The 21,353-nt window shown below is 72.8% G+C and carries 29 protein-coding genes; 19 read left to right on the top strand and 10 right to left on the bottom strand.

Annotated elements, in window-relative coordinates; all coding sequences use genetic code 11:
* Nucleotides 1–64: 64 nt before the first annotated feature.
* From ACQEVB_RS10780 to ACQEVB_RS10765, 4 genes are all read left to right on the top strand, one after another.
* Entirely contained in the window at nt 65–358 is a 294-nt protein-coding gene (locus ACQEVB_RS10780) for a hypothetical protein (protein ID WP_432968349.1), read from the top strand.
* Nucleotides 355–915 (top strand): DUF6879 family protein, encoded by a 561-nt coding sequence (locus ACQEVB_RS10775; protein ID WP_432968346.1) that lies wholly within the window; start codon nt 355–357, stop codon nt 913–915. Before ACQEVB_RS10780 ends, ACQEVB_RS10775 begins: the two co-directional genes overlap by 4 nt.
* Nucleotides 912–1,775: a helix-turn-helix domain-containing protein gene (locus ACQEVB_RS10770; protein ID WP_432968343.1), complete on the top strand. Its 864-nt coding sequence runs from the start codon at nt 912–914 to the stop codon at nt 1,773–1,775. Before ACQEVB_RS10775 ends, ACQEVB_RS10770 begins: the two co-directional genes overlap by 4 nt.
* Before the next feature lie 92 nt (nt 1,776–1,867).
* Complete coding sequence (locus tag ACQEVB_RS10765) at nt 1,868–2,650, top strand: SDR family NAD(P)-dependent oxidoreductase (protein ID WP_432968340.1); 783 nt, start codon at nt 1,868–1,870, stop codon at nt 2,648–2,650.
* Between the two features lie 55 nt (nt 2,651–2,705).
* Here the strand turns inward: ACQEVB_RS10765 and ACQEVB_RS10760 are convergent, their stop codons facing one another.
* The 3 genes from ACQEVB_RS10760 to ACQEVB_RS10750 all read right to left on the bottom strand — a co-directional run bounded on the left by ACQEVB_RS10760 (nt 2,706) and on the right by ACQEVB_RS10750 (nt 4,710).
* The gene (locus ACQEVB_RS10760) at nt 2,706–3,527 is read right to left on the bottom strand and encodes a Bax inhibitor-1/YccA family protein (RefSeq protein WP_432968337.1); all 822 of its coding nucleotides are present in this window, start codon (nt 3,525–3,527) and stop codon (nt 2,706–2,708) included.
* 123 nt (nt 3,528–3,650) lie between these two features.
* Complete coding sequence (locus ACQEVB_RS10755; RefSeq protein ID WP_432968334.1) at nt 3,651–4,070, bottom strand: hypothetical protein; 420 nt, start codon at nt 4,068–4,070, stop codon at nt 3,651–3,653.
* Nucleotides 4,071–4,140: 70 nt separating this feature from the next.
* Nucleotides 4,141–4,710 carry a TetR/AcrR family transcriptional regulator gene (locus tag ACQEVB_RS10750; RefSeq protein ID WP_432968331.1) on the bottom strand — a complete coding sequence of 190 codons (570 nt, stop codon included), beginning with the start codon at nt 4,708–4,710 and terminating at the stop codon, nt 4,141–4,143.
* Nucleotides 4,711–4,748: 38 nt separating this feature from the next.
* Between ACQEVB_RS10750 and ACQEVB_RS10745 the strand changes: the two genes are divergently transcribed.
* Complete coding sequence (locus tag ACQEVB_RS10745) at nt 4,749–5,891, top strand: acyl-CoA dehydrogenase family protein (RefSeq protein WP_432968328.1); 1,143 nt, start codon at nt 4,749–4,751, stop codon at nt 5,889–5,891.
* 101 nt (nt 5,892–5,992) lie between these two features.
* The gene (locus ACQEVB_RS10740) at nt 5,993–6,490 is read left to right on the top strand and encodes a hypothetical protein (protein WP_432968325.1); all 498 of its coding nucleotides are present in this window, start codon (nt 5,993–5,995) and stop codon (nt 6,488–6,490) included.
* Here ACQEVB_RS10740 and ACQEVB_RS10735 read toward each other — a convergent pair.
* Nucleotides 6,487–7,101, bottom strand: coding sequence for a hypothetical protein (locus ACQEVB_RS10735; protein ID WP_432968322.1), 615 nt, complete (start codon nt 7,099–7,101; stop codon nt 6,487–6,489). The two genes, ACQEVB_RS10740 and ACQEVB_RS10735, sit on opposite strands and share 4 nt — an antisense overlap.
* Before the next feature lie 132 nt (nt 7,102–7,233).
* Nucleotides 7,234–7,965, bottom strand: coding sequence for a hypothetical protein (locus tag ACQEVB_RS10730; protein WP_432968320.1), 732 nt, complete (start codon nt 7,963–7,965; stop codon nt 7,234–7,236).
* 32 nt (nt 7,966–7,997) lie between these two features.
* On the opposite strand from ACQEVB_RS10730, the gene ACQEVB_RS10725 reads away from it, so the two are divergent.
* Genes ACQEVB_RS10725 through ACQEVB_RS10700 form a run of 6 tightly spaced genes read left to right on the top strand, consistent with a single transcriptional unit; the run spans nt 7,998 to nt 12,791 of the window.
* Nucleotides 7,998–9,431, top strand: a complete 1,434-nt coding sequence (locus ACQEVB_RS10725; RefSeq protein ID WP_432968317.1) for a protein kinase domain-containing protein — start codon at nt 7,998–8,000, stop codon at nt 9,429–9,431.
* 33 nt (nt 9,432–9,464) lie between these two features.
* Entirely contained in the window at nt 9,465–9,818 is a 354-nt protein-coding gene (locus ACQEVB_RS10720) for a hypothetical protein (protein WP_432968314.1), read from the top strand.
* Nucleotides 9,799–10,614: an alpha/beta fold hydrolase gene (locus ACQEVB_RS10715; RefSeq protein WP_432968311.1), complete on the top strand. Its 816-nt coding sequence runs from the start codon at nt 9,799–9,801 to the stop codon at nt 10,612–10,614. Before ACQEVB_RS10720 ends, ACQEVB_RS10715 begins: the two co-directional genes overlap by 20 nt.
* 47 nt (nt 10,615–10,661) lie before the next feature.
* A complete protein-coding gene (locus ACQEVB_RS10710; RefSeq protein WP_432968308.1) occupies nt 10,662–11,246 on the top strand; it encodes a dihydrofolate reductase family protein in 585 nt (194 codons plus the stop codon).
* 13 nt (nt 11,247–11,259) lie between these two features.
* Complete coding sequence (locus ACQEVB_RS10705) at nt 11,260–11,595, top strand: YciI family protein (RefSeq protein ID WP_432968305.1); 336 nt, start codon at nt 11,260–11,262, stop codon at nt 11,593–11,595.
* Nucleotides 11,595–12,791, top strand: a complete 1,197-nt coding sequence (locus ACQEVB_RS10700) for an RNA polymerase sigma factor (protein WP_432968302.1) — start codon at nt 11,595–11,597, stop codon at nt 12,789–12,791. Before ACQEVB_RS10705 ends, ACQEVB_RS10700 begins: the two co-directional genes overlap by 1 nt.
* Here the strand turns inward: ACQEVB_RS10700 and ACQEVB_RS10695 are convergent.
* Nucleotides 12,769–13,488, bottom strand: a complete 720-nt coding sequence (locus ACQEVB_RS10695; RefSeq protein WP_432968299.1) for a class I SAM-dependent methyltransferase — start codon at nt 13,486–13,488, stop codon at nt 12,769–12,771. The two genes, ACQEVB_RS10700 and ACQEVB_RS10695, sit on opposite strands and share 23 nt — an antisense overlap.
* A gap of 198 nt (nt 13,489–13,686) precedes the next feature.
* On the bottom strand, nt 13,687–13,872 hold the full coding sequence (locus ACQEVB_RS10690; RefSeq protein WP_432968296.1) for a MerR family DNA-binding transcriptional regulator: 186 nt from the start codon (nt 13,870–13,872) through the stop codon (nt 13,687–13,689).
* 108 nt (nt 13,873–13,980) lie between these two features.
* Between ACQEVB_RS10690 and ACQEVB_RS10685 the strand changes: the two genes are divergently transcribed.
* From ACQEVB_RS10685 to ACQEVB_RS10670, 4 genes are all read left to right on the top strand, one after another.
* The gene (locus ACQEVB_RS10685; protein WP_432968293.1) at nt 13,981–14,196 is read left to right on the top strand and encodes a hypothetical protein; all 216 of its coding nucleotides are present in this window, start codon (nt 13,981–13,983) and stop codon (nt 14,194–14,196) included.
* 28 nt (nt 14,197–14,224) lie between these two features.
* Nucleotides 14,225–14,785, top strand: coding sequence for an AAA family ATPase (locus tag ACQEVB_RS10680; protein ID WP_432968290.1), 561 nt, complete (start codon nt 14,225–14,227; stop codon nt 14,783–14,785).
* Between the two features lie 235 nt (nt 14,786–15,020).
* Nucleotides 15,021–15,395, top strand: coding sequence for a hypothetical protein (locus ACQEVB_RS10675; RefSeq protein ID WP_432968287.1), 375 nt, complete (start codon nt 15,021–15,023; stop codon nt 15,393–15,395).
* Complete coding sequence (locus ACQEVB_RS10670) at nt 15,395–15,856, top strand: GNAT family N-acetyltransferase (protein WP_432968284.1); 462 nt, start codon at nt 15,395–15,397, stop codon at nt 15,854–15,856. Before ACQEVB_RS10675 ends, ACQEVB_RS10670 begins: the two co-directional genes overlap by 1 nt.
* Here ACQEVB_RS10670 and ACQEVB_RS10665 read toward each other — a convergent pair.
* Complete coding sequence (locus tag ACQEVB_RS10665) at nt 15,837–16,109, bottom strand: hypothetical protein (protein WP_432980293.1); 273 nt, start codon at nt 16,107–16,109, stop codon at nt 15,837–15,839. The genes ACQEVB_RS10670 and ACQEVB_RS10665 overlap by 20 nt on opposite strands.
* A gap of 207 nt (nt 16,110–16,316) precedes the next feature.
* Here ACQEVB_RS10665 and ACQEVB_RS10660 point away from each other — a divergent pair, with 207 nt between their 5' ends.
* Nucleotides 16,317–17,150 (top strand): class I SAM-dependent methyltransferase, encoded by an 834-nt coding sequence (locus ACQEVB_RS10660; protein ID WP_432968281.1) that lies wholly within the window; start codon nt 16,317–16,319, stop codon nt 17,148–17,150.
* Here the strand turns inward: ACQEVB_RS10660 and ACQEVB_RS10655 are convergent.
* Entirely contained in the window at nt 17,087–18,037 is a 951-nt protein-coding gene (locus tag ACQEVB_RS10655; RefSeq protein ID WP_432968278.1) for an AraC family transcriptional regulator, read from the bottom strand. The genes ACQEVB_RS10660 and ACQEVB_RS10655 overlap by 64 nt on opposite strands.
* A 73-nt stretch (nt 18,038–18,110) precedes the next feature.
* On the opposite strand from ACQEVB_RS10655, the gene ACQEVB_RS10650 reads away from it, so the two are divergent.
* Nucleotides 18,111–18,701, top strand: coding sequence for a class I SAM-dependent methyltransferase (locus ACQEVB_RS10650; RefSeq protein ID WP_432968275.1), 591 nt, complete (start codon nt 18,111–18,113; stop codon nt 18,699–18,701).
* On the opposite strand, the gene ACQEVB_RS10645 is transcribed toward ACQEVB_RS10650, so the two are convergent.
* Nucleotides 18,595–19,191: a pyridoxamine 5'-phosphate oxidase family protein gene (locus ACQEVB_RS10645; protein ID WP_432968272.1), complete on the bottom strand. Its 597-nt coding sequence runs from the start codon at nt 19,189–19,191 to the stop codon at nt 18,595–18,597. The genes ACQEVB_RS10650 and ACQEVB_RS10645 overlap by 107 nt on opposite strands.
* Before the next feature lie 669 nt (nt 19,192–19,860).
* Between ACQEVB_RS10645 and ACQEVB_RS10640 the strand changes: the two genes are divergently transcribed.
* A complete protein-coding gene (locus ACQEVB_RS10640) occupies nt 19,861–21,348 on the top strand; it encodes a heparan-alpha-glucosaminide N-acetyltransferase domain-containing protein (RefSeq protein ID WP_432968269.1) in 1,488 nt (495 codons plus the stop codon).
* The last annotated feature ends 5 nt before the right edge of the window (nt 21,349–21,353 follow it).

The raw sequence follows: 21,353 nt of genomic DNA, 5'->3' as shown, positions 1-21,353 counted from the left end.
GTCGGATGACGCGCAAAGATGCGATCCTGAGTCTCCGAAATCGACTCTGGGGGGCGATGTGGGCGTGAAGTTCCGGCGACTCTGCAAGTCGAACGACTCATTGAGCAAGGCCGACGGCTGCCCGGCTGTGTACCTCGGCGAGGACCTGCTGACGATGATCGTCCAGGGCAAGCTCCTCGATGCGCCAACGCTGGCGGGGTTGTTGGAGCTCATGGACGACGAGACAGCAGTCCGCATCGCAACCGAGACGGTCATTCGCGCAGTGGAGAAGTTGCTGGTGGAACGGGGCCGTCCGGACCTCGCGACCGAGCTGGAGAACGTGCTCGCCGAACTCGAAGTCGCGGCGGCGGCCGGATGAGTCGCTGGATCCGTCCCGGGGATGACGAGAGCTGGCGCGCCCTGCTCACCTCGTACGAGGTCTCGTCGTACCGTCTTGAATGCCAGCAGGTGTACGCCAGCCCGGAGGAGGACGAGTACCTCACCCAGTTCCTCAGCGGGCAGCGCCCGAAGACGAGCTGGGGCTTCATGAGGGCCACGGCCGGGTCGCAGATCGCAGCAGGTCGCACGAAGACACGGGTACGCGTGGTCGTCGAGCCGGCGACGCTGTACACGGAGATGGCGCTCACGATCTATCCCGAGCTGCTGGAGATCGGGGAGGACATTCGGTTCGTGGGTGTCCAGCAGGGCGAATGGCCAGAAGAGCAGCCGCACCATGACTACTGGATCTTCGACGATCGCGAGCTCTGGCTGATGCACTACCACGAGAACTTCCGGTGGAAGGGCGCCGAGCGGATCGATGACCCGGCAGCGCTGGAGGAGCACCGCGCCGCCCGCGACCGTGCGCTCGCGATGGCGGTATCGCTCGACGAGTACCTTGCGTCGCGACCGTCAGGCAAGGAGCCCGCCACAGAGTGAGCGAACGACCCGTCAGCAGAAGCCTCGGCGAACTCGGTGCCCGGCTGCGCAACATGCGTGAGCGGGCCGGCGCGACCGGCGCCGAGTTCGCCGAGCTGCTTGGCGACGGATGGCGACAGTCGAAGATCTCGAAGATCGAGACGGGCCGGCAGCTGCCCACGCATGCCGACATCGAGGCATGGAGCGCCGCTACCGGTAGCGACCCCGCACCGCTCATCGAGCTGCGCGACCGAGCCGCGATCGACTACCGCTCGCACAAGGACCGGATCCAACAGGCCGGCGGGGTTCTGGAACTCCACGACAACCTCACAGCACTCATCGAGTCGAGCACGTTCGTGGCCGAGTTCTGGCCAGCCCTGGTTCCCGGCCTGCTGCAGACCGCCACGTACATGCGCGACATGGACACTGCATCTCCCGCTGAGGACGCCGAGGACGGGACGCCGCCGGAGACGCACGGCGGGATCGTCGCCGCCAAGATCCGTCGACAGGCGCTCCTGCATGAACCGGGCCGGCAGTTCGTCCACGTCGTGACCGAAGCAGCATTGCGGCTGCGCATCGGCACCATCTCAGTCACGTCGATGCGCGCACAGCTCACGCACCTCGCCGAGCTCGCCACCCTGCCCGGCCACACATTCGGCGTCATCCCGTTCACGACCCCGTGCCCGGCGCCGCCCGCCAATTTCGCCATCTACGACCGGGCACTGGTGCGGATCGAGACCGCGGGCGGGGTCCTGCAGCTGACCGACGACCGGTCCGTCGCTCGCTACTCCCGCTGGCTCGACCTGCTCGTCGACGCAGCACTGACCGGCAAGGCCGCGGCGGACTTCTGCCTCCGCGTGGCGTCGTCGATGGAGGACTGAGGTGCCGCTCACGCGCACGCTGACGTGCTCGCGCACATGTTCCGCCATGTGCGTGAGCACACGACGACGTGCGTGAGCAGTAGGCTCGTCGAATGGATCTTCAGCTCACCGGGAAGCGGGCGATCGTCACCGGTGGGAGTCGCGGGATCGGGTTGGCCGCGGCCACCGCGCTGATCGCGGAAGGGGCGCGGGTGGCGGTTGTCGCGCGGGACGCCGACGCGCTCGACGCTGCGGCGCAGGGGATCGGTGCCGAGCCGTTCAGCGCCGACACCGGCAGCGACGAGTCGGTCCGGGCGATGGTGGACGCCGTGGTGGAGCGGTTCGGGGGCGTCGACGTGCTCGTCAACGCCGCCGCTCGGCCGGCGTCCGCCGGGCAGCAGTTGGCCGCCAGCGCCACCTCCGACGACGTCGTGCGCGCCGAGCTGGAGATCAAGGTGCTCGGCTACCTGCGCTGCGCCCGCGCGGTCGCGCCGCACATGACGGCGCAGGGATGGGGCCGGATCGTCAACGTCAGCGGGCTCAACGCGCGCCGGTCGACGTCGCTGGTCGGGTCGGTGCGCAACGTCGCCGTCGCCTCGATGACCAGCGCGCTCGCCGCCGAGCTCGGCCCGCACGGGGTCAACGTGACGGTGGTGCACCCCGGCATCACGGTCACCGAGAAGACGCCCGCCGCGGTGGCGGCGATGGCCGCGGCACAGGACATCTCCGAGGACGAGGCGATGGCCAGTCTCACCGCCGGCACCACCATCGGCCGGTTGGTGACCGCCGCCGAGGTCGCCGACGTCATCGCGTTCCTGTGCTCGCCGCGCAGCGTCGCGATCAACGGTGACGCGGTGGCCGTCGGCGGCGGCGTGCCCGGGGTGACGTACTACTGACGGAACACAACGGCCCGCCCCTCGTGCGAGGGACGGGCCGTGGGGCGGGCGGGTGTCAGTCCCCGCGCAGGTAGGACAGCAGGCGCAGGATCTCCAGGTACAGCCAGACCAGCGTGACCATGAGGCCGAACGCGATGTACCAGGCGAACCGGGCCGGGGCGCCGTTGCGGATGGCCCGCTCGGCCTGGTCGAAGTCGAGCAGCAGGCTGAACGCGGCCACCCCGATGCAGACGATGCTGAAGAGGTACGCGAGCGGCGAGCCGTCGCGCAGGCCGATCCCGCCGGTGGTGAAGAAGCTGACCACCAGGTTGACCAGCATCAGCACGACGACGCCGATCATGGCACCCGTCAGCCACTTCGTGAACCGCGGCGTGACCCGCACGGCGCCCGTCTTGTAGACGAACAGCATGCCCAGGAACACGCCCATGGTGCCGACGATGGCCTGGAAGCCGACGCCCTGGAGGTTCGGGATCCGCTCGAGGATGCCGGTGAGCCCGCCGAGGAACACACCTTCGACGGCCGAGTAGAGCAGCACCATCGGCGCGTTGGCCCACTGCGGCTTGAACGTGAGCACCAGGCCGAGCACGAGGCCGACGATGGCCGCCGGGAGCGCGAGGACGTACAGGCCCGACCAGGCCGTCAGCACGCCGGCGATGATCGCCGTACCCGCCGTCATCGCGGTCTTCATGACGACGTCGTCGATGGTGAGCGGGCGCTCGTCGACGCCGGCGCGGCCCGGATCGACGTCGGGTCCGGCCATCTCGCCGTAGGCACCGGCGGCACCGAGTGCACCGCCGGAGCGGTCGAACGTGGCGTAGCCGCCGGACTGCCCGTTTCCGGGCAGGTTGCGGAACGCCGGGTTGCTGCTGGTGCGCACCTGGGCCTCCTCCAAGGATCTTGGGCGCGATGTGGGCGCTTCCATGGGTTACAACGAGCGGGGGGTCCAGCACGTTCCCAAGGGGGTAAAGGAAAATTTACCGTGCGGGACTAGGGGTGTGGATCACCCTGCCGTAACGCTTCCCGGCGGGTCCAGCGCGATCCCGGCCTGCTCCAGCGCCGCCTCCGTCTGCAGGCGCGCGAACGGGCGCTCCGCTGCCTCCGCTCCGGCGAGCGGGGTCTCCACCCCGACGATGCGGCACACGTCGATCAGCACGTCGTCGTAGGCGGCGGCGAGGGCCTGGGCGCGCACGTTCGTCGTGGGCGGGACGTCGCGGATCTCCCGACGCAGCCGCCGCAGCGAGGCGACGACCGTCTCCAGCGGCTGGCACTCCGGGCGCGGCCGGCGGTCGCGCAGGCAGTGCCCGAGCGCGCCGAGGAGCGTCGGGGCGATGCGCACCGCGAGCCATGCGATCAGCGCCGGACACGTGGCAGCCACGACGAAGAGCACCAGCCCCACCAGGGGCGGCGGCCCACCTGGCATGCATCAGCACGGTACGCCGGGCGCTGAGGCCTAGCGAGGGGAAATGCCCCTGATGGACTACGCGAGGTCGTCAGGGGCGCGGGGCCAGGCCGTCCACCACCAGCGCGGCCAGCTCCGCGTACGCCGCGCTGTCGTCCAGGCCGGTGGCCGCGGCGACGCGGCGCTGCTGGATGCGGACCATCGCGGCGCTGATCAGGTCCCCCACGAACCCGACGTGCACCGGCCGGAACGCCCCGCTCGCCACACCCTCGGCGACCAGCTGCTCGACGCGTCGGGCCGCGGCCGCGGTGTTGCGCTCGTAGATCTCGCGGGCCGCGGGTGAGGCGGCGACGTCGTCGAAGAAGGCGGCCGACGCGGGCTTGAGCTGCGCGGCGACCCCTTCGAGGTACGCGACGAGCCGCGCCCGCGGGTCGACGGCCTCGGCCAGGCCGGCCTCGACGCGCTCGGTGGCCCGCCGGAAGAAGTGCACGACGACGGCGCGGACCAGCTCGTCGCGGGTGCCGGCGAGCGCGTAGAGGGTGCTCTTGGAGCAGCGCAGGCGCGCGGCGAGCGCGTCGATCGTGAGCGTGCCGAAGCCGTCGGAGAGGAACGTCTCGACGAGTTGGTCGAACAGCTCCGCCTGCCGTACAGTACGATTCACCGTACGATCGTACAGCACTCCGTATCCCTGGAGCCGCAATGACCGTCGACCGGCTGCTGCCGACCGCCGAGGCGCACGACCTCATCGACCTGACGCGCGAGATCGCCGACAAGGAGCTCGCCACCCGCGTCGAGGAGCACGAACGGCGCGAGACCTACCCCGACGGGCTCTTCGGCACCCTGGGCGCCGCCGGCCTGCTCGGCCTGCCCTACCCGGAGGAGTTCGGCGGGGGTGGGCAGCCGTACGAGGTCTACCTGCAGGTCCTCGAGGAGCTGGCGATGCGCTGGGCGGCGGTCGCGGTCGCCGTGAGCGTCCACGGGCTGTCCTGCCACCCGTTGGCGGCGTTCGGCACCGACGAGCAGAAGGAGCGCTGGCTGCCGCGCATGCTCGCGGGCGAGCTGATCGGCGGCTACAGCCTCTCCGAACCGCAGGCGGGCTCCGACGCGGCCGCGCTGACCTGCCGCGCCGAGCGCGTCGACGCCGGCTTCCGGATCACCGGCACCAAGGCCTGGATCACGCACGGCGGCAAGGTCGACTACTACGCCCTGTTCGCCCGCACCGGCGAGGGCAGCCGCGGCGTCTCCTGCTTCCTCGCCCCCGGCCAGACCGACGGCCTGTCGTTCGGCCGTCCCGAGGAGAAGATGGGCCTGCACGCGATCCCCACCGTCACCGCCCACTGGGACGGCGCCGTCATCGAGGCCGACCGGCTGATCGGCGCGGAGGGGCAGGGCCTGCCGATCGCGTTCAGCGCGCTCGACGGCGGCCGCCTCGGCATCGCCGCGGTCGCCACCGGGATCGCGCAGGCCGCGCTGGACACGGCCGTGCAGTACGCGCAGGAGCGAACCGCGTTCGGCAAGCGCATCGCCGACCACCAGGGGCTGGGCTTCCTGCTCGCCGACATGGCCGCTGCGGTCGACTCCGCCCGCGCGACCTACCTCGACGCCGCCCGCCGGCGCGACCTCGGCCGCCCGTACAGCCGGCAGGCATCGGTCGCCAAGCTCGTCGCGACGGACGCCGCCATGAAGGTCACCACCGACGCCGTGCAGGTCCTGGGTGGCTACGGCTACACCCGCGACTTCCCCGTCGAGCGGTACATGCGCGAAGCGAAGATCACCCAGATCTTCGAGGGCACCAACCAGATCCAGCGCCTCGTCATCAGCCGCGCGCTGGTGCCGCACTGACCGGTCCGGCACCCGTTCGGACCAGTGGTCCGTAACGGATCGCGTCCGATTGCGAATTCCGGTGTGTCCGCCGTCACTCCGTCCGTGGAGGCACCGCGCCCGTGACAGACCACTCGACCGTCGCCCTGAGTGTCCTCGCGCCCGAGCGCGAGGTAGCCGTCGGCGAGGTGGAGCACCACCAGCTCGTGCTCGCCGGGTTGCTCCCGGCTGTGGGCGAGCCGCCCCGTCGGCTCCTCGCGGAGCTGGTGCGCGCGCCCGTCACCGGCGGCAGCTGGGCCGGCCGGGCCGGCATCGAGGTCCGCATCGACGGCGGCCGGGTGGGCGAACTGCCCTACCGCACCGCACAGGACTACCTCCCCGAGCTCGAAGCGCGGTTCGACGCCGGGGAACGGATCGGGTGCCGGGCCCACGTCGAGCACGGGCGGCACGGCCTGGTCGAGGTGGAGCTGCGGCTGCCGCACATGCGGGTGGCACCGGCCGCGGCTGCACCCGTCGCGCGTCCGACCCGGGCCCTGCTGGCCCGGGTCGGACGCCCGGTGGCGAGGCTCGCCACCGGCGCCACGCTGGTCGTGGTCCTGGCGCTGGTGCTCTGCTCCTAGTCCTTGCAGAACGGGCCGTTGTTCGTCGAGTAGTGGGTGTAGGAGTTGACGGCCATCCCCAGACCGCCCAGGCCTGGGACGTGCGGCTTGGTGATCTTGAAGCAGGCGCCCTTCTTGCCGTGGTGCTCGGCGGCCTGCTTGATGGTGTCGCGGACCACCTGCGCGTTCAGGGTGACGGCGGCGCCGACGACGACGGCCAGCTGGCCGCTGATGCCGAGCGCAGCGGCGAGCCCGGTCGCCCCGGAGGTCGAGCCGCCGACCAGGAGGTCGCCGTGCTCGTTCAGCTCCTTCGTCGCCGAACGGGAGATGTAGATCGAGCAGGAGCCGACGCTGCAGTTCACCGTCACGGCGCCGACGGTCTTGTGCACGCTGCCCACGTCGACCTTGGGCACGAGGCTGCCGCCCCGGCAGCCCTTCCCACCCTTGTGCGCCTTCCCCAGCGGGCACCAGGTGGGGCTCGGCGTCGTGCCGAGGGCCGTCCACTCCTGGACAGCGGTGCGCTGTGGCAGCGGTGCGGCGCTCGCCGTTCCGGCGAACGATCCCGCCATCGCCGCGGCGAGCACCGCGATGGCCACGGCCACACGTGCGGTGCTCCTCGTGATCGTGCGCATCACCCGTCGCCTCCTTGTCCGAACCGGTGACGACAGCGAAGCAACGATCGGGCGAACCGGACATCCTGCTGCGCAGCAGGTTTGCGCCGGGTCGTCCGATGTGGAAGGAACGCGACCATGCGCGCCTCGCCGTCAGCCGAGCAGGATCCGGTGCAGCTCCCGCTGGGGCGGCGGGAAGTAGCCCGCCCTCACCAGCACGTAGAGGTACTCGGGGTTGGTCGAGCCGAGCGGGCGGTGCAGGCCCAGGGCGACCGCGCGCTTCACGGCGCCGTCGAGCCGGTCCTGCACCCCGGACTCGGTGATGCCGAGCGCGCGGCCGGCTGCGGTCAGGGTGCGCGGCTCGGCCCGCGACACGGGGGGCCAGCGCAGGTGCTCGGCGAACACCACCTGCAGTGCCGCGAGCTGACCGGGAGCCAGCTTCCCCGGTCGGGGCGGGCGGTGGGTGCTGGTGGCGGAGTCGGCCGCGCGCCGGGCGCCTGCCGGGGTGGGGTCGAGCATGTCGGCTTCCAGCAGGAGCCAGTGGCGTCGCGGGTCGGTGCCGTCCGCGGGGGAGCCGTTGAGGAGCCGGATCGCGACGCGCGGCCAGGTGAGGTCGAGCGTCGGGTCGGCCAGGCTCGGGCCCTGGCCCCACGGGTGCAGCATCGCGAGGTTCCGGTTGCCGATCTCCACGTGCCAGCCCTGCTCGGTGGCGGTGACGTGCGCCGCCTCGCGCGAGATGCCGCGGTCCTCGATCTCGACGCCGAGCGGGACGTCGCCGTGCCGCCCCACCGTCAGCGACGCCCCGACCTCGATCTTCATGCCGACGGGCACGGACGACCGCACGTCGTCGTGCTCGTACGCCAGCACCCACCGCTGCTCGGCCATCGGACGCACGGTAGCGATCTCGCGGCGACCGCATGACCGACGGTGACGTCTGGGTCGGCCCCGCCGCAGCACCCGACACGTATCGCCTGGTCGCGCTGCTCGGTGGCGGCGGAGAGGGCGAGGTGTGGCGCGCGGAGCTGCCGCTGTCCACGAGTGGTCGGACGACGGTGGCGGTCAAGATCGTGCAACCCGACGCGGCGGTGGACTGGGTGCCGTACGGGCACCTGCTGCGCAGCCTCGCGCACCCTGGCCTGGTGCGGGTCACCGACGTGTTCACCGGCCCGCTGCGGCACCGCCGCGGTGAGGCGGATCCCGCGTCGGTGGCCGGGTACGTCGTCATGGACCACATCGACGGGCCCACCCTGCGGGAATGGTGCGACGAGAACCCCGACGCGACCGGCAGCCAGCGGTTGCGCATGCTGCGCACCGTCGCGGCCGCGCTCGACGAGATGCACTCCGGCGCCGCCACGGGCGTCCCCGTGGCCCACGGTGACGTGAAACCGGCGAACATCGTGGTGCGCGAGAACGGCGCCGGCTCCGTCCTGGTCGACCTCGGACTGGTCCGCCTCACCGACGCGGCGGGCGGGTCGGGCCGCAGCGCCCCGTACGCGGCCCCGGAGCTGCGCGTCCCCGGCGCGCAGGCGACACCGGAGGCGGACCGCTACGCCTTCGCCGTGACCACCGCCCAGGTCCTCACCGGTCAACGGCCGCCCACCGGCCCGGACGGCTGGACCGACCTGCCCGCCCTCCACTCGCTCCTGCGCGCCGCACCCGTGACGAGGCGGCGCCCGCTGCTCGTCCGCACGGTCATGGAGGCGATCACGGCACCGCCGGAGGGCCGCCCGCGCGAGCTGCGCCGGTGGCTCGACTCGACCGGTGACGCGCTGTCGCAGGTCACCGACGTCCCGGGCACGCCGGTGGCCGCCGAGCCGAGACCCCGGCGGTGGTTCCTGACGACGGCCGCGCTCCTCGCCGCGCTCGCGGTCGGCGCCGGGGTCACCGCGCTCGGCATGCGCACCTCGGCCGGCCCGTCGACGTCGGCGGCGCTCCCCACACCCGACGCGGCCACGCCGAGTGCGGCGCCGACCGAGCGGACCGGACAGGTGACGGGCCTCGTCCCGGAGCAAGGCTTCGACTTCGAGCTCGACGAGGCGGGCGGCCCCGAGGACAAGCCCGGGCTCGACATCAGCGGCCAGTCGGACCAGTACCACTTCGACTCGCTGGCGACGGGCGAAGGCGGACTCCTCAAACGGCTGCCGCCCCGCTCCGGGCCCTACACCCGGCAGGACTGCGACCCGGCCGTCCCCGGCTGGACGAAGAACGTGCCGGGCGTGGCGGTGGGCCGCTCGATCTGCGTGATCACCGAGGAGGGCAACATCGCGCTCCTGACCATCACCAAGCCGTGGACGGGGCCCGATCCCGACGGCCGTACCGTCGGCTTCACCTACCGCCTCTGGTACCGCTGAGGGACGCGGCGCCGATTACTTCCGGTGCCCGCCGTGGTCCTACTTGTGTGGGCCGCACCCCGCGGCCCGACGGGGGTGGGCATGTCCTGGCCGGACGGCGAGGTGTTCACGGGGCGCCGCATCCGCCGTCGAGAACTGCGGATCGAGCCCGACGACTGGCACGCGCTCATCGAGGCCGACTGGTTGGGCACGCTGGTGCTGCTCGAACGCGGCTGCGTGGAGCTGCACTGTCGATTCGGCGACGTGCTGCTGTTCCGCGAGGGCGCGGTGCTCTGCTTCGACGGCACCGGCGCGCGTGCCCTGCACAACCCGGGCAGGATCACCGCCGTCCTCGCCGGTTACTCACGGGTTCGCATAGGGTGCGGCGATGGAGCCGACGCCACGTGACGTGGCCACTCCGCTCGGCCGGATCCGCGTGTCGGTCGCCGGCGACGGCCCCGCGATCCTGTTCTGGCCCAGCCTGCTGATGACGGGTGAGCTGTGGTCGGCGCAGGTCGCCCGGTTCGCCGCCACCCACACGACGATCGCCGTCGACCCACCGGGGCACGGCGCGTCCGAGCCGCTGACCGGCCCGTTCACGTTCGACGACTGCGTCGAGGTGATCACCGCGATCCTCGACGACCTGGCCGTCGACCAGGCCGTGCTCGTCGGCAACTCGTGGGGCGCCATGGTGAGCGCGCGGTGTGCCGCGACCCGTCCGGAACGGGTGCGCGCCGCGGTGCTGCTCAACGGCACGGCGTCTCCGGCGGGGTTGCGCCAGCGGATCGAGTACCCGCTGCTGGTGCGGGCCGCGGCACTCCTCGGTGGCATCCGGGGACCGCTCACGCGTCCGGCGCTCGACGCGTTCCTCGGTCCGACCACGCGCCGGGCACGGCCGGAGGTGGTCGCACGGGTGCGGAAGGCCGTCCACGCCGCCGACCCGGCGTCGGTCGGGCACGCCGTCACCAGCGTGGTGCCGCAGCGCCCCGACCAGCGCCGGCTGCTGCAGGCCGTCACCTGCCCGGTGCTGGTGGTGGCCGGCGACGAGGACGCCACCTTCCCCGTCGCCGAGTGCGCGGAGCTGGCGGGCGCGATCCCGCACGCGGAGTTCGTGGTGCTACCCGGCGTGGCGCACCTGGCCGCGGTCGAGGTGCCGGACGTCGTGTCCGAGCTGATCGGCGGCTTCCTCGTCCGCGCGGGATAGCTGTCGAATCCGCGGAAGCCCGTTCGTGTAGGGGCATGGACAACCCGATGCGAACGATCACCGCGACCATGCACGTCACCCTCGACGGCGTCGTCCAAGGCCTGGCCAGGGCGGACGAGGACACCCGCGGCGGCTTCCCCCACGGCGGCTGGGGCGTGCGTTTCCACGACGAGGTGCTGGCCCGCGAGATGGGCGCCGACCTGACCGCGCCCGGCGACATGCTGCTCGGCCGCCGGACCTGGCAGGACTTCGCGCAGGTGTGGGGCAGGGCGACCGACGGCAACCCGTACAGCGCGCGCATGAACTCGACGACCAAGTACGTCGTCTCGCAGTCGCTCAAGGACGTCGACGACTGGCAGGGCTCCGTGCTGCTGCACGGGGACGCCGTGGAGAGCGTGCGGAAGCTGAAGGCCGAACCCGGCCGCAACCTCGGGATCGTCGGCAGCGCGTCACTGGTGCGGACGCTGCACGCGGCCGGGCTGATCGACCGGTACACGCTGCTGATCACGCCGATCACGCTGGGCTGCGGCGCGCGGCTGTTCGACGGTCCGGCGCCGGCGACCGAGTTCGAGCTCGTCGGTTGCGTTCCGTCGACCACCGGCGTGATCATCGCCAGGTACGTCCGCCGCTGAGGGAGGACCGTCCGTGCCGCAGTACCTGCTGTCGCTCTACCAGCCCGCGGGCACACCGGAGCCCGCCGTGATGGACCGCATCGCGGCCGAGCTGGGACGGCTCAACGAGGAGCTGCGCGACACGGGCTCGTGGGTCTTCACCGGCGGCCTCGATGCCGGGGCCGCTGTGGTGCGGGCCGACGGCATGGTCACCGACGGCCCGTACCTGGAGGGCAAGGAACACGTCGGCGGCGTCTACGTGATCACGGCGCCGGACCTGGACGCAGCGCTCGAGTGGGGTCGACGGGTCGCCGTCGCGACGACGCTGCCGATCGAGGTCCGGGCCTTCCAGGACCGCCCGCCGTTCTGATGACGCCGGACGACATCGCGGCCGTGTTCCGCACCGAGTACGGGCGGGCGGTGGCCGTGCTGACGCGCGTCCTCGGCGACATCGGGCTCGCCGAGGACGCCGTCGCCGACGCGTTCACGATCGCTCTGCAGCGCTGGCCGGCCGACGGCGCCCCGCCGAGCCCGGCCGGATGGATCATCACCACCGCCCGCCGGCGCGCCATCGACGAGGCCCGGCGGGAGACCGCCCGCCCGCGCAAGCACGCAGAAGCGGCGATGACGTTCGCGCCGGCCGAGCCCGTCGAGGAGGGTGCCGTGCCCGACGACCGACTCCGGCTCGTGTTCACCTGCTGCCACCCGGCGCTGGCCCGCCCTGCGCAGGTGGCGCTCACGCTGCGCCTGCTCGGCGGGCTGACCACGCCCGAGATCGCCAGGGCGTTCCTGGTGCCCGAGCCGACCATGGCGCAGCGCATCGTCCGCGCGAAGGCGAAGATCCGCGATGCGCGCATCCCCTACCGGGTACCGCACGCCGCCGACCTGCCCGAGCGCCTCGACGGTGTGCTCGCGGTCCTCTACCTGATCTTCAACGAGGGCTACACCGCGTCGGCCGGTGACGAGCTGCTGCGCGCCGACCTCTGCGCCGAGGCCATCCGGCTGGCCCGGCAGCTGGTCGAGCTGATGCCCGACGAGCCGGAGGCCGCAGGACTGCTCGCCCTCATGCTGCTCACGGAGGCGCGCCGCGAAGCCCGCACCGACGCCGACGGCGCGCTCGTCCGGCTCGCCGCGCAGGACCGCAGCCGCTGGGACGCCGCGCTCGTCACTGAAGGCCGGGCGATCGTGCGCGCCTGCCTGCGCCGCAACCGGCCCGGTCGCTACCAGCTCCAGGCCGCGATCAACGCCGTGCACACCGACCCCGTCACCGACTGGACGCAGGTGCTCGCCCTCTACGACCAGCTCGCCCGGCTCGACCCCGGCCCCGTCGTCGCGCTCAACCGGGCCGTGGCGCTCGCCGAGGTCGCCGGCCCGGCCACCGCGCTGGACGTCGTCGACGGGTTGGCGCTGGAGAACTACCACGTCTTCCACGCCGTGCGCGGGGATCTGCTCGCCCGGCTCGGACGCACCGCCGAGGCGACCGCGGCGTTCACCAGGGCGGCGGAGCTCACCGACAACCGGCGCGAGCGCGAGCACCTGCTCCTCAGGGCTTCCGGTACACCGTGACGATGCCGTGCGACCCGGCCGTGAACGGAGCCCGCGACCAGTCCGTCCAGCGGTGCTCCAGCTCCAGGCCGGCCAGCCGGGCCATGAGGTCCATCTCGGCGTGCCCGACGTGCCGGCCGGTGATCGGGCGCACCGAGATGCCGTCCGCGCCGACGAGCACCCAGGTGCCCGAGTAGCGGCCGGTCACGGGATCGAGCTCGCCCGTCGTCATGGCCACCCGCGTGCCGCCCAGCTGGACGATCCGCGGCTTCGGCTCCCGCGACACCACGGTCTCCAGCGCGAACCGGCCACCCGGACGCAGATGGGTGGCCGCGTTGGCGAACAACCGCACCTGGTCGTCCTGCGAACCCAACGCGAAGATCGAGTTGAACGCGACGAACACCAGGTCGAACGTGCGGTCCAGCGCCACGTCGGTCATGTCGCCGAGCACCGCCGTCACCCGGTCGGCACCCGGCTTCGCGCGCAGCTGCGCCAGCATCGGCTCGCTGATCTCGACCGCGACGACCTCGTGCCCGCGCTCGGCCAGCGGGATCGCCAGCCTCCCCGTGCCGGCGCCGTACTCGAGGATCGCGGCCGGTTCCCCCACGAGACTCGCCAACCCGTCGACGGTCGCCCGGGTATCGACGGCCCCCTCGTGCACCTCGTCGTAGACGTCGGCCCAGTCCTCGCCGTAGCGGCGCGCGTCGAATGCGTCCATGGCGGTGATCCAACTCGCGCGGGGGCGTCGGGCCGACCGTTTCGGTCGTGGGCGAAAGGGTCAGGCCGGGGTGGCGGTTCGAGGGTGCGGCGCATCGCCGTTGATCATGGGCAAACCGTGGCTAGTTGATCTTCAACGGCAACGTTTTGCCCATGATCAACACACCAAGCCCGGGGCCGGCGCCGCCGGACGACGCCGCTACCGCTCGCGCGACCGCGGATTGCCGGCCGACAGCTGCTCGCGCACCTGGTCGACGTCCCACCGGTGGTGGCCCCCCGGCGTGGTCAGAACCGGGGTGATCAGGCCTTCGCGGTGCCACTTGTTGACGGCGCCGCGCGAGACGCCTAGCTCCTCGGCGAGCTGTCCGGTCGTCACAAGTGCCACGTGATCGACGCTAGTCGCGCTGCGTGACCGATGTAACCCACTGTGATCGTTGCATCTGTTCGAGCCGTTGTTTCTGTTGTAACCGTTTAGACCACTATGCTCGCTGGCGTGCATGACTGGTCCGAGCTGATCGACGAGCTGATCCACCTCCCCGGCGCGCTGCCGCGACTGCGCGCCGAGCACGTGGACGACGGGACGGGCCGCTGCCGGGAGTGCACGACGCCGGGCCGCGGGACGCCGTGGGTGCTGCACCCGTGCTCGCTCGCGACGCTGGTGCGGATGGCCGACGAGCGGATCGCGGAGCTGCGGGAGGAGGGCCGGTGACGTCGATGCGGCGCCTACCCTCGCCGGCATGTCCCCTGCCGAGGTGTGGGTCGTGGCCGGGGCGCCCGGCGCCGGGAAGAGCACCGTCGCCGACGCGCTGCTCGCCCACCTGCAGCCGACGCCGGCGTTGCTGGACAAGGACGTGCTGTTCGGCGGGTTCGTCGCGGCGACGCTCGCCGCGGCCGGTCGCCCGGACGGCGAGCGCGAAGGACCGTGGTACGACGCGCACGTCAAGGTGCACGAGTACGGCGGGTTGACGGCGGCGGCACGGCGCATCCGCGCGCCGGGTTGCCCGGTGCTGCTGTGCGCGCCGTTCACGCAGCAGATCCGGGAGCCGGCGCGCTGGTCGGCGTGGGTCGACGAGCTCGGCGGCGCCCCGGTGCGGCTGGTGTGGGTGCGCTGCGACCCGGCCACGCTGCACGCGCGCCTGGTGGCCCGCGGTCGACCGGCGGACGGGGGGAAGCTGGCCGACTTCGCCGCGTTCGTCGCGCGGATGCGGCCGGACGAGCCGCCGCCCGTTCCGCACGTGGAGATCGACAACCGCGCGGGGGCGGCGCCGGTGGCCGTGCAGGTCGCGGCATTGCCCTGACTCGGCGTGGATCGAGTTCCGCGCGACCGGTCGTGCCTTCGGCCGTCGCGCCGGTGCCCGGGCTGGAGGTGGCGGTGATCAAGGGCAAAGTGTCGTCTTGGAAGATCGTCCAGCGACCTTTTGCCCTTGATCACCGCAAAGCCTCGCCGCCGGGCGACCCGTCCGCGGGACGCGTCAGGACCGTCCGGGCCGCGGATGGCCTACGGTGCAGGGAGCCGAGCGGAGGAGATGCGCCATGGGACGGGACGAGGCCGTGATGGCCGTGGTGCACGTCAAGGCGCCCGCCGAGCTCGACCCGCACGTGATCGAGGCCGAGCTGACGCGCGCGATCTGCACCTACCGCAAGCGCCCGATGTCGGCCGAGCTCACCCTCGCGACGGAGGCCGGCCCGCCGCGCCGGCACGGGTTGCGCCGGCACGGCTTCGTCGCGCTCCTGTCGATCCGCGACGTGCCCGACGACCTGGAGGCACGCCTCCAGAAGGTCACCCGCAAGGCGCTCAAGCGGCGGTTCGGGGCCGACGCCACGGCGCGGGTGACGCTCGGCATGACGGACGCCCTCGCCGGCGCGTTCTGGTGCAGCGTGCGCGGCACCCCGCTGCGCTGCGTCTGATGGTCGGAGAGACGGCCGCGACCCGACCGGCGCAGCCCGCGGACGTCGCCGCGATCGCACGGCTGGCGCACGACGCCTACCAGCACTACACGGCCCGCATCGGCCGGCCACCGGCACCGATGACGGCCGACTACGCCGCCGCCGTGGCCGCCGGCACGACCTGGGTGGCGGAGAGCGACGGTCGGATCCTCGGTTTCGCCGTGCTGCTCGACGCCGCCGATCACCTGCTGCTGGAGAACGTGGCGGTGGACCCGCAGGCGCAGGGCCGCGGCATCGGCGGGCGGCTCCTGGACCTCGCCGAGGCCGAGGCCCGCCGCCGCGGCCACGACCGCGTCGAGCTCTACACCAACGAGGCCATGACGGAGAACCTCGCCTACTACCCGCGCAAGGGGTACGTGGAGACCGACCGCCGGGAGCAGAACGGGTACCGGCGGGTGTTCTTCACGAAGCTGCTGCGCTGAGCGTCGGCACGGTGGGCGCGGCCGGCTCCCCCACGCGGCCGACGATGGAGGCTGGCGAGCAGCTCGCGGTCACCGCCGCGCACGAGCGACCGCAGCGCCTCGACGACCGGCGCGAACGACAGGTCGCCCTGGTAGGCGCAGGCGTGCCGTGCAGCTCGACGAACCCCTGCGCAACCGCCCCGGCCAGGCAGTGCCGCGTCAGCACGGACTTCCCGACACCGGCCGCGCCGGCCACCGCGACGACGCCGCTCACCCCCGCGGCGGCCTCCGTCAGCAATCCGTCGATGCGCGCGATCTCGGCACGTCGACCCACCGGGCCGGCGGTTCGGGCTGTGCGCACCTCACCGCCTCCTGAGCACGCGCCGGATCACTGCGACCAGTCTCGTGCGGCGCTCGAGCGGCGGCAAGCTGCTGGACGTGCGGCCCTTGACGTGGCCGGTGTGGCGAGGACCATCTCGCCATGACCAGCCCGTTCGAGAGCCAGCGCACCGCTTGGGATGCGCTGTCCACGGGCTGGGAGAAGTGGGACGCGGTGATCATGGGCCAGCTGGCCCCCGTCGGCGCCGCGCTCGTCGACAGCCTCGACATCGCCGAGGATCAGCAGCACCTCGACGTCGCCGCCGGTACCGGGGAGCCGGGCCTGACCGTCGCCCGGCGCGCGCCGAAGGGGCACGTCGTGCTGACCGACCTGGCCCCGCAGATGCTCGACGTCGCGATCCGCCGAGCCCGCGCGCAAGGGATCACCAACGTCGAGACGCGCACGTGCAGCGCCGACGACCTGCCGTTCGCCGACGCCACGTTCGACAGCGTGACGGTGCGGTTCGGGTACATGTTCTTCCCCGACCTCGCCCGGGCCACGGCCGAGTTCGTCCGCGTGCTCCGGCCCGGCGGCCGGCTCGCCTCGTCCGTGTGGGTGCGGCCGGAGGCGAACCCGTGGACGACGATCGCCGTGCAGGCCATCGCGAAGGAGGCACCGCAGGCGCCGCCCGACCCCGACCGGCCGCACATGTACCGGTGCGCTGCACCCGGCTGCATCAGCGCCCTGTACACGGCGGCGGGCCTGCACGACGTCGTCGAGTGGGACGTGCCCGTCGTGCTCGTGACGCGATCCCCCGCCGAGTACTGGGCGATGATCAGCGAGCACGTCTCCCTCGCCGTCGCCGCGCTCCAGCAGCTCGACGAACCGGCGCGCGCCCGCGTCGCGGAGAGCGTGATCGCCGAGGTCGCCGCCTACGCGGACGGTGACGAGGTCGGCGTCCCGGGCATGGCCCGCTGCATCGTCGGCACCAGGTGACCGCCCGCGCGCCGCCACTGCAGCGGTGTGCGGCCGTGCACGCGGCGGAATCGGCGGATGAAGTAGCTCGCGTCCGGGATGCCGATCCGCGCCGCCACCTCCTGCACCGGCAGGTCCGTCTCGGCGAGCAGGCGGCGCGCCTCGTGCATCCGCCGTTCCGCGATCCAGGTCTGCACGGTGCGGCCGGACCGCCGCCGTACGACCGTCGACAGGTGGCCGGGGCTGAGCCCGACCACAGCCGCGACATCGGCGACCGCGAGCGCCTCGCCGTACCGCTCGTCGATGACGGCCAGCACCGCTGCGAGCAGCGGATCCACCCGCATCGCAGGGTCCGCCGGGGCGATGCGCGCCACCTCGATCAGCAGCAGCGTCAGGTGGGCCACGACCGCTTCGGTCCACCCGTCGGGACGCTCGGTCAGCTCCCGCTCGACGTCCGCGAACCGCGCCAGGACGGCGGCGCGGCGGTGCTCGGGCACCGGCACGCGGTGCGCGCGGTCCCCGATCCCACCCACGAAGGAGATCAGGTCGCTGCCGCCCGTGACCACCTCCGGCGGGAAGGTGACGGCTCGGCCCTCCACCGCGTCGCTCGCCAGCGACCCGGGGTCGACGGACGCACCCGGTCCGACGATCACCAGGTCGGCCGGCCGCAGCTCGATGCGGCGACGGTTCACCTGCACGCTGCCCGTCCCCTTCTCCACCAGCACCAGCACCACGAAGTCGTGCGCGTGCTCGTGCCGCCGCAGCCCCGACCCCGGATCGTGCGTGCGCACGACGTTCACCGGCGGTGCGCCCGGCTCGCAGCGGTACCCGTACACCGGCACACCGGCCGCGTCCCAGCGGATCCGCCGGGCCGTCAGCAGAACCGACGAACGTGCTACTTCGCCCATGCTCCGTCCCACCGGCCGGCCCGTCCGCGCTCCACGATCGGACTCGTCCCCATCGTCACACAGGAGGAGCCCGATGGCCCGCGACCAGCACACCTACCTGCCCGCGATGAGCACCGACCGGCTGCTGCGCCTCTACGACCCGCTCACCCGGCTCCTCGGCGTCCCCCGGTTGCACAGCGACCTGGTCGAGGACGCGGAGATCGCGGCCGGCCACCAGGTACTGGAGATCGGCTGCGGCACCGGCAACCTGGCCCTGATGATCGCCCGGCGCCATCCCGACGCCCACGTCACCGGTCTCGATCCCGATCCACACGCCCTCGACATCGCGCGGGCCAAGGCAGGCCGGGCCGGTGTCTCGGTGCAGTGGGACCAGGGCAGCGCGGCGGTGCTCCCCTACCCGGACGCCAGCATCGACCGGGTCGTGTCGGCGCTGATGTTCCACCACCTCCGGCCCGCCGACCGGGCCCGCACGCTGGAGGAGGTCCGGCGCGTGCTGCGCCCTGGCGCGCAGGTGCACCTCGTCGACATCGTCGCCCACGGTCCCTTCGCCGGGCGCTTCAGCGCCGGCGGCACCATCCCCGAGCTGATGCGCCGCGCGGGCCTCCGCGACGTCCGGCAGGCCTCCCGCCGGCTCCGCACGACCGCGTACCGGGCCGTTCACTGATCGGGTTCGACCAGCACGCGGTGGTCGTCGGTGCGCCCGTGGCGCGGGCAGGCCTGCCGGGGTTCGCGCGGGCAGAGCACCACACCAGCCTGGCCCGGGCCCGGTAGAGCCGCCACGCCGCCGCACCGGTGACGTCGGCGACGGTCAGCGCGGAGCCGCCGCGCTCGGGCGGGCCGGGGTAGACCTGCACCGCGCGGTCCAGCTCGTCGGCGTCGATCTCGTGGGCCGCGCCCTCCGCGTAGAGGGCACGGCCGTGGTACGGCGGCACCGTCGAGTCGAAGACGACGAGGCTCGCCGCAGCCTCCTCGGCGAGGTTGCGGGAATGGCGCGCCTGCGGGCTCGACACCCAGTAGAAGTCGGTGAGCCCGTCGGCGGCGAAGTAGACGGGCGACGTCCACGGACGACCGCTCGCGTCGACGGTGCCCAGGGTCAGGTACGCGTTGCGGGCGAGCAGGGCCTGCGCGTGCTCGACGAGTTCGGGATCGGACACGGTGGCTCCTGGAGGTCGGGGAGGCGCGCGGCACCCCCGTGTTCAGCACCGATCCGGGTGTACCCCCGGCGCGGCTCGTCCAGCATCTGCACGTACCACGCTGAAGGTTAGCGATCGCGTCGGTGTCGTCCGTGGACGACGACCTCGCTGATCGCGTCCGCGTTGTCTGCCGAGTGCCGGCGCACCATGAGCGAGTGCCTCACCGCGACCGTCGCTGCCCCAGGCGCGGCCGCACCACGTGGAAACGTTATGCGAGGACCGGCAGCCGGCGTAGGACGCGTCATCGTCGAGATCTTCCGTAGTTCGCGATGCAGGACGATGAACCTGGCCGGGCCCTTGCCGTCGGGCAAGGAAACTCTGCATCCGATACCGGAGAACTGTCGTCCCGGCGGTGATGGGGCGAGAGCGCTCGGGCTTGGACGCTCGCAGAGCAGAACCTGCCCCAGTGCCCTGGAGCCCGCGATGACCAATACCGCACCTCTGCGGTACGACGACCACCCCTCCCCGGACCGACGCGGAACCGCTCGGACCCGGCGCGCGGAGCCCACGGCCCGCGGCGGCTTCGTGCCTCCTCGTCGGCGAGGGGCACACCGTGCGCGGGCGGCCGCGGATCAACTCACCGAACCGATGCGCGGGGCACACGCCGTGGTGGACCAACCGGTGGCGCGGATGACCGGCACGATCCCGGGTCGGCTCGCCGCGGCTGCCCCCGATGGGCCGACCGAACGCCTCCCGCGCCGTCGCTCCGGCGGTGAGCCGAAGCGGCGGGTCCGCGGCATCGACGCGGCTCGCGGTCTCGCCCTGTTGGGCATGATCGCGGTCCACACGTTCCCCCTGTCCGACGACAACGGCATCACCCCCGTCGGCCTCGTGGCGGGCGGCAACTCGGCGGCTCTGTTCGCCGTCCTCGCCGGGGTCTCGGTCGCCCTGCTCACGGGCCGGCAGCGGGTCGTCCCCAACACGGGATCGGCCGCGCGGCACGGGCTTCGCCTGGCCGTTCGCGGGTTGGCGGTGGGCATGCTGGGCCTGGCGCTCGGCCAGGTCGCGGTGGGCAGCGTCGACATCATCCTCACCTACTACGGGGTGCTGTTCCTGCTCGCCGTGCCGCTCGTGCTGCTCTCCACGCGGGCGCTGTTCGTCGGCGCAGCGCTGATCGTCGTCATCGCCCCCGTGATCAGCTTCGCCGTACGCGCACAGCTGCCCCCCACCGAGCTGATCGACCCCTCCTTCACCGCGCTCGTCGCCGATCCGGGCGGCCTGCTCACGACGCTGTTCTTCACCGGCGCCTACCCCGTCCTGCCGTGGCTGGCCTACCTCTGCGTGGGTATCGGCGTGGGGCGCTGCTCGCTCACGCACATCCGCACCGCCGGCCGGCTCGTGGTCAGCGGCGTCGTGCTCGCCGTCGCGGCCGCCGCCATCTCCCGCATCGCGCTGATCGGTCTCGGGGGCCTGGACTCCATCAAGGCAAACCCCGGCCTGCCGGCCGAGGAACTGCGCGCCGCGCTGACGGAGGGACTCGGCGGCGTCACGCCCACCACGACCTGGTGGTGGCTCGCCGTCGACACCGCGCACACCTCGACCCCGCTGTCGATGGCACGCACGATCGGGACGTCGCTGCTGGTACTGGGCGCCATGCTGCTGCTGGACCGCGCACTCGACCGGGCCCGCCCGAACCCGGCGCTGCGGGTTGCCGGCGCGGTGCAGGCGCCGCTGGCGGCCGCCGGGGCGATGACCCTGACCTTCTACACGCTCCACGTCATCGTCGCCGGCGTCGCGGGCGATCTCGACCCGTGGGTGCTCTACCTCCTCCAGCTCTCGTTCGCCCTGGTGGTCGGGATGCTGTGGCAGCGACGGGTCGGGCGCGGTCCTCTCGAAACCGGCGTCAGCACCCTCGTCGACGCCGTCGTCAGCTCCCCGTCCGCGACGTCCGCGGTCTCAGCGCGCAAGCGGGCAGCGACGATCATCGTCGCTGTCGCGCTCACCGTCACCGGATTCGCCGTCGCCGCGGCCGGCGTGCCGTCCGGCGCCGCCGCGTCGCCGATCACGAACCAGCGGGAGGAGCCGACCGAACCGAGCGACAGCCCGACGCGTCCCGATCCGGCCCAGCCCGCCGCGCCGGACGGGCGGGACCAACCGGACTCGGGCGACGACGACTGACGTCG

The sequence above is a fragment of the Pseudonocardia sp. CA-107938 genome (assembly GCF_050936315.1).
Classification (GTDB): domain Bacteria; phylum Actinomycetota; class Actinomycetes; order Mycobacteriales; family Pseudonocardiaceae; genus Pseudonocardia.
The sequence above is the reverse complement of the archived record's forward strand: the minus strand, read 5'-3'. Positions and strand labels throughout refer to the sequence as shown.

Excerpts from the sequence above, each read along its gene's own strand:
- ACQEVB_RS10650 (WP_432968275.1), top strand. The coding sequence starts at position 18,111 with ATGGCCCGCGACCAGCACACCTACCTGCCCGCGATGAGCACCGACCGG.
- ACQEVB_RS10715 (WP_432968311.1), top strand. The coding sequence starts at position 9,799 with ATGGAGCCGACGCCACGTGACGTGGCCACTCCGCTCGGCCGGATCCGC.
- ACQEVB_RS10700 (WP_432968302.1), top strand. The coding sequence starts at position 11,595 with ATGACGCCGGACGACATCGCGGCCGTGTTCCGCACCGAGTACGGGCGG.
- ACQEVB_RS10670 (WP_432968284.1), top strand. The coding sequence starts at position 15,395 with ATGGTCGGAGAGACGGCCGCGACCCGACCGGCGCAGCCCGCGGACGTC.
- ACQEVB_RS10655 (WP_432968278.1), bottom strand. The coding sequence starts at position 18,037 with ATGGGCGAAGTAGCACGTTCGTCGGTTCTGCTGACGGCCCGGCGGATC.
- ACQEVB_RS10735 (WP_432968322.1), bottom strand. The coding sequence starts at position 7,101 with ATGCGCACGATCACGAGGAGCACCGCACGTGTGGCCGTGGCCATCGCG.
- ACQEVB_RS10775 (WP_432968346.1), top strand. The coding sequence starts at position 355 with ATGAGTCGCTGGATCCGTCCCGGGGATGACGAGAGCTGGCGCGCCCTG.
- ACQEVB_RS10755 (WP_432968334.1), bottom strand. The coding sequence starts at position 4,070 with ATGCCAGGTGGGCCGCCGCCCCTGGTGGGGCTGGTGCTCTTCGTCGTG.
- ACQEVB_RS10695 (WP_432968299.1), bottom strand. The coding sequence starts at position 13,488 with ATGGACGCATTCGACGCGCGCCGCTACGGCGAGGACTGGGCCGACGTC.
- ACQEVB_RS10725 (WP_432968317.1), top strand. The coding sequence starts at position 7,998 with ATGACCGACGGTGACGTCTGGGTCGGCCCCGCCGCAGCACCCGACACG.
- ACQEVB_RS10660 (WP_432968281.1), top strand. The coding sequence starts at position 16,317 with ATGACCAGCCCGTTCGAGAGCCAGCGCACCGCTTGGGATGCGCTGTCC.
- ACQEVB_RS10640 (WP_432968269.1), top strand. The coding sequence starts at position 19,861 with ATGACCGGCACGATCCCGGGTCGGCTCGCCGCGGCTGCCCCCGATGGG.
- ACQEVB_RS10675 (WP_432968287.1), top strand. The coding sequence starts at position 15,021 with ATGGGACGGGACGAGGCCGTGATGGCCGTGGTGCACGTCAAGGCGCCC.
- ACQEVB_RS10710 (WP_432968308.1), top strand. The coding sequence starts at position 10,662 with ATGCGAACGATCACCGCGACCATGCACGTCACCCTCGACGGCGTCGTC.
- ACQEVB_RS10680 (WP_432968290.1), top strand. The coding sequence starts at position 14,225 with ATGTCCCCTGCCGAGGTGTGGGTCGTGGCCGGGGCGCCCGGCGCCGGG.
- ACQEVB_RS10765 (WP_432968340.1), top strand. The coding sequence starts at position 1,868 with ATGGATCTTCAGCTCACCGGGAAGCGGGCGATCGTCACCGGTGGGAGT.
- ACQEVB_RS10745 (WP_432968328.1), top strand. The coding sequence starts at position 4,749 with ATGACCGTCGACCGGCTGCTGCCGACCGCCGAGGCGCACGACCTCATC.
- ACQEVB_RS10730 (WP_432968320.1), bottom strand. The coding sequence starts at position 7,965 with ATGGCCGAGCAGCGGTGGGTGCTGGCGTACGAGCACGACGACGTGCGG.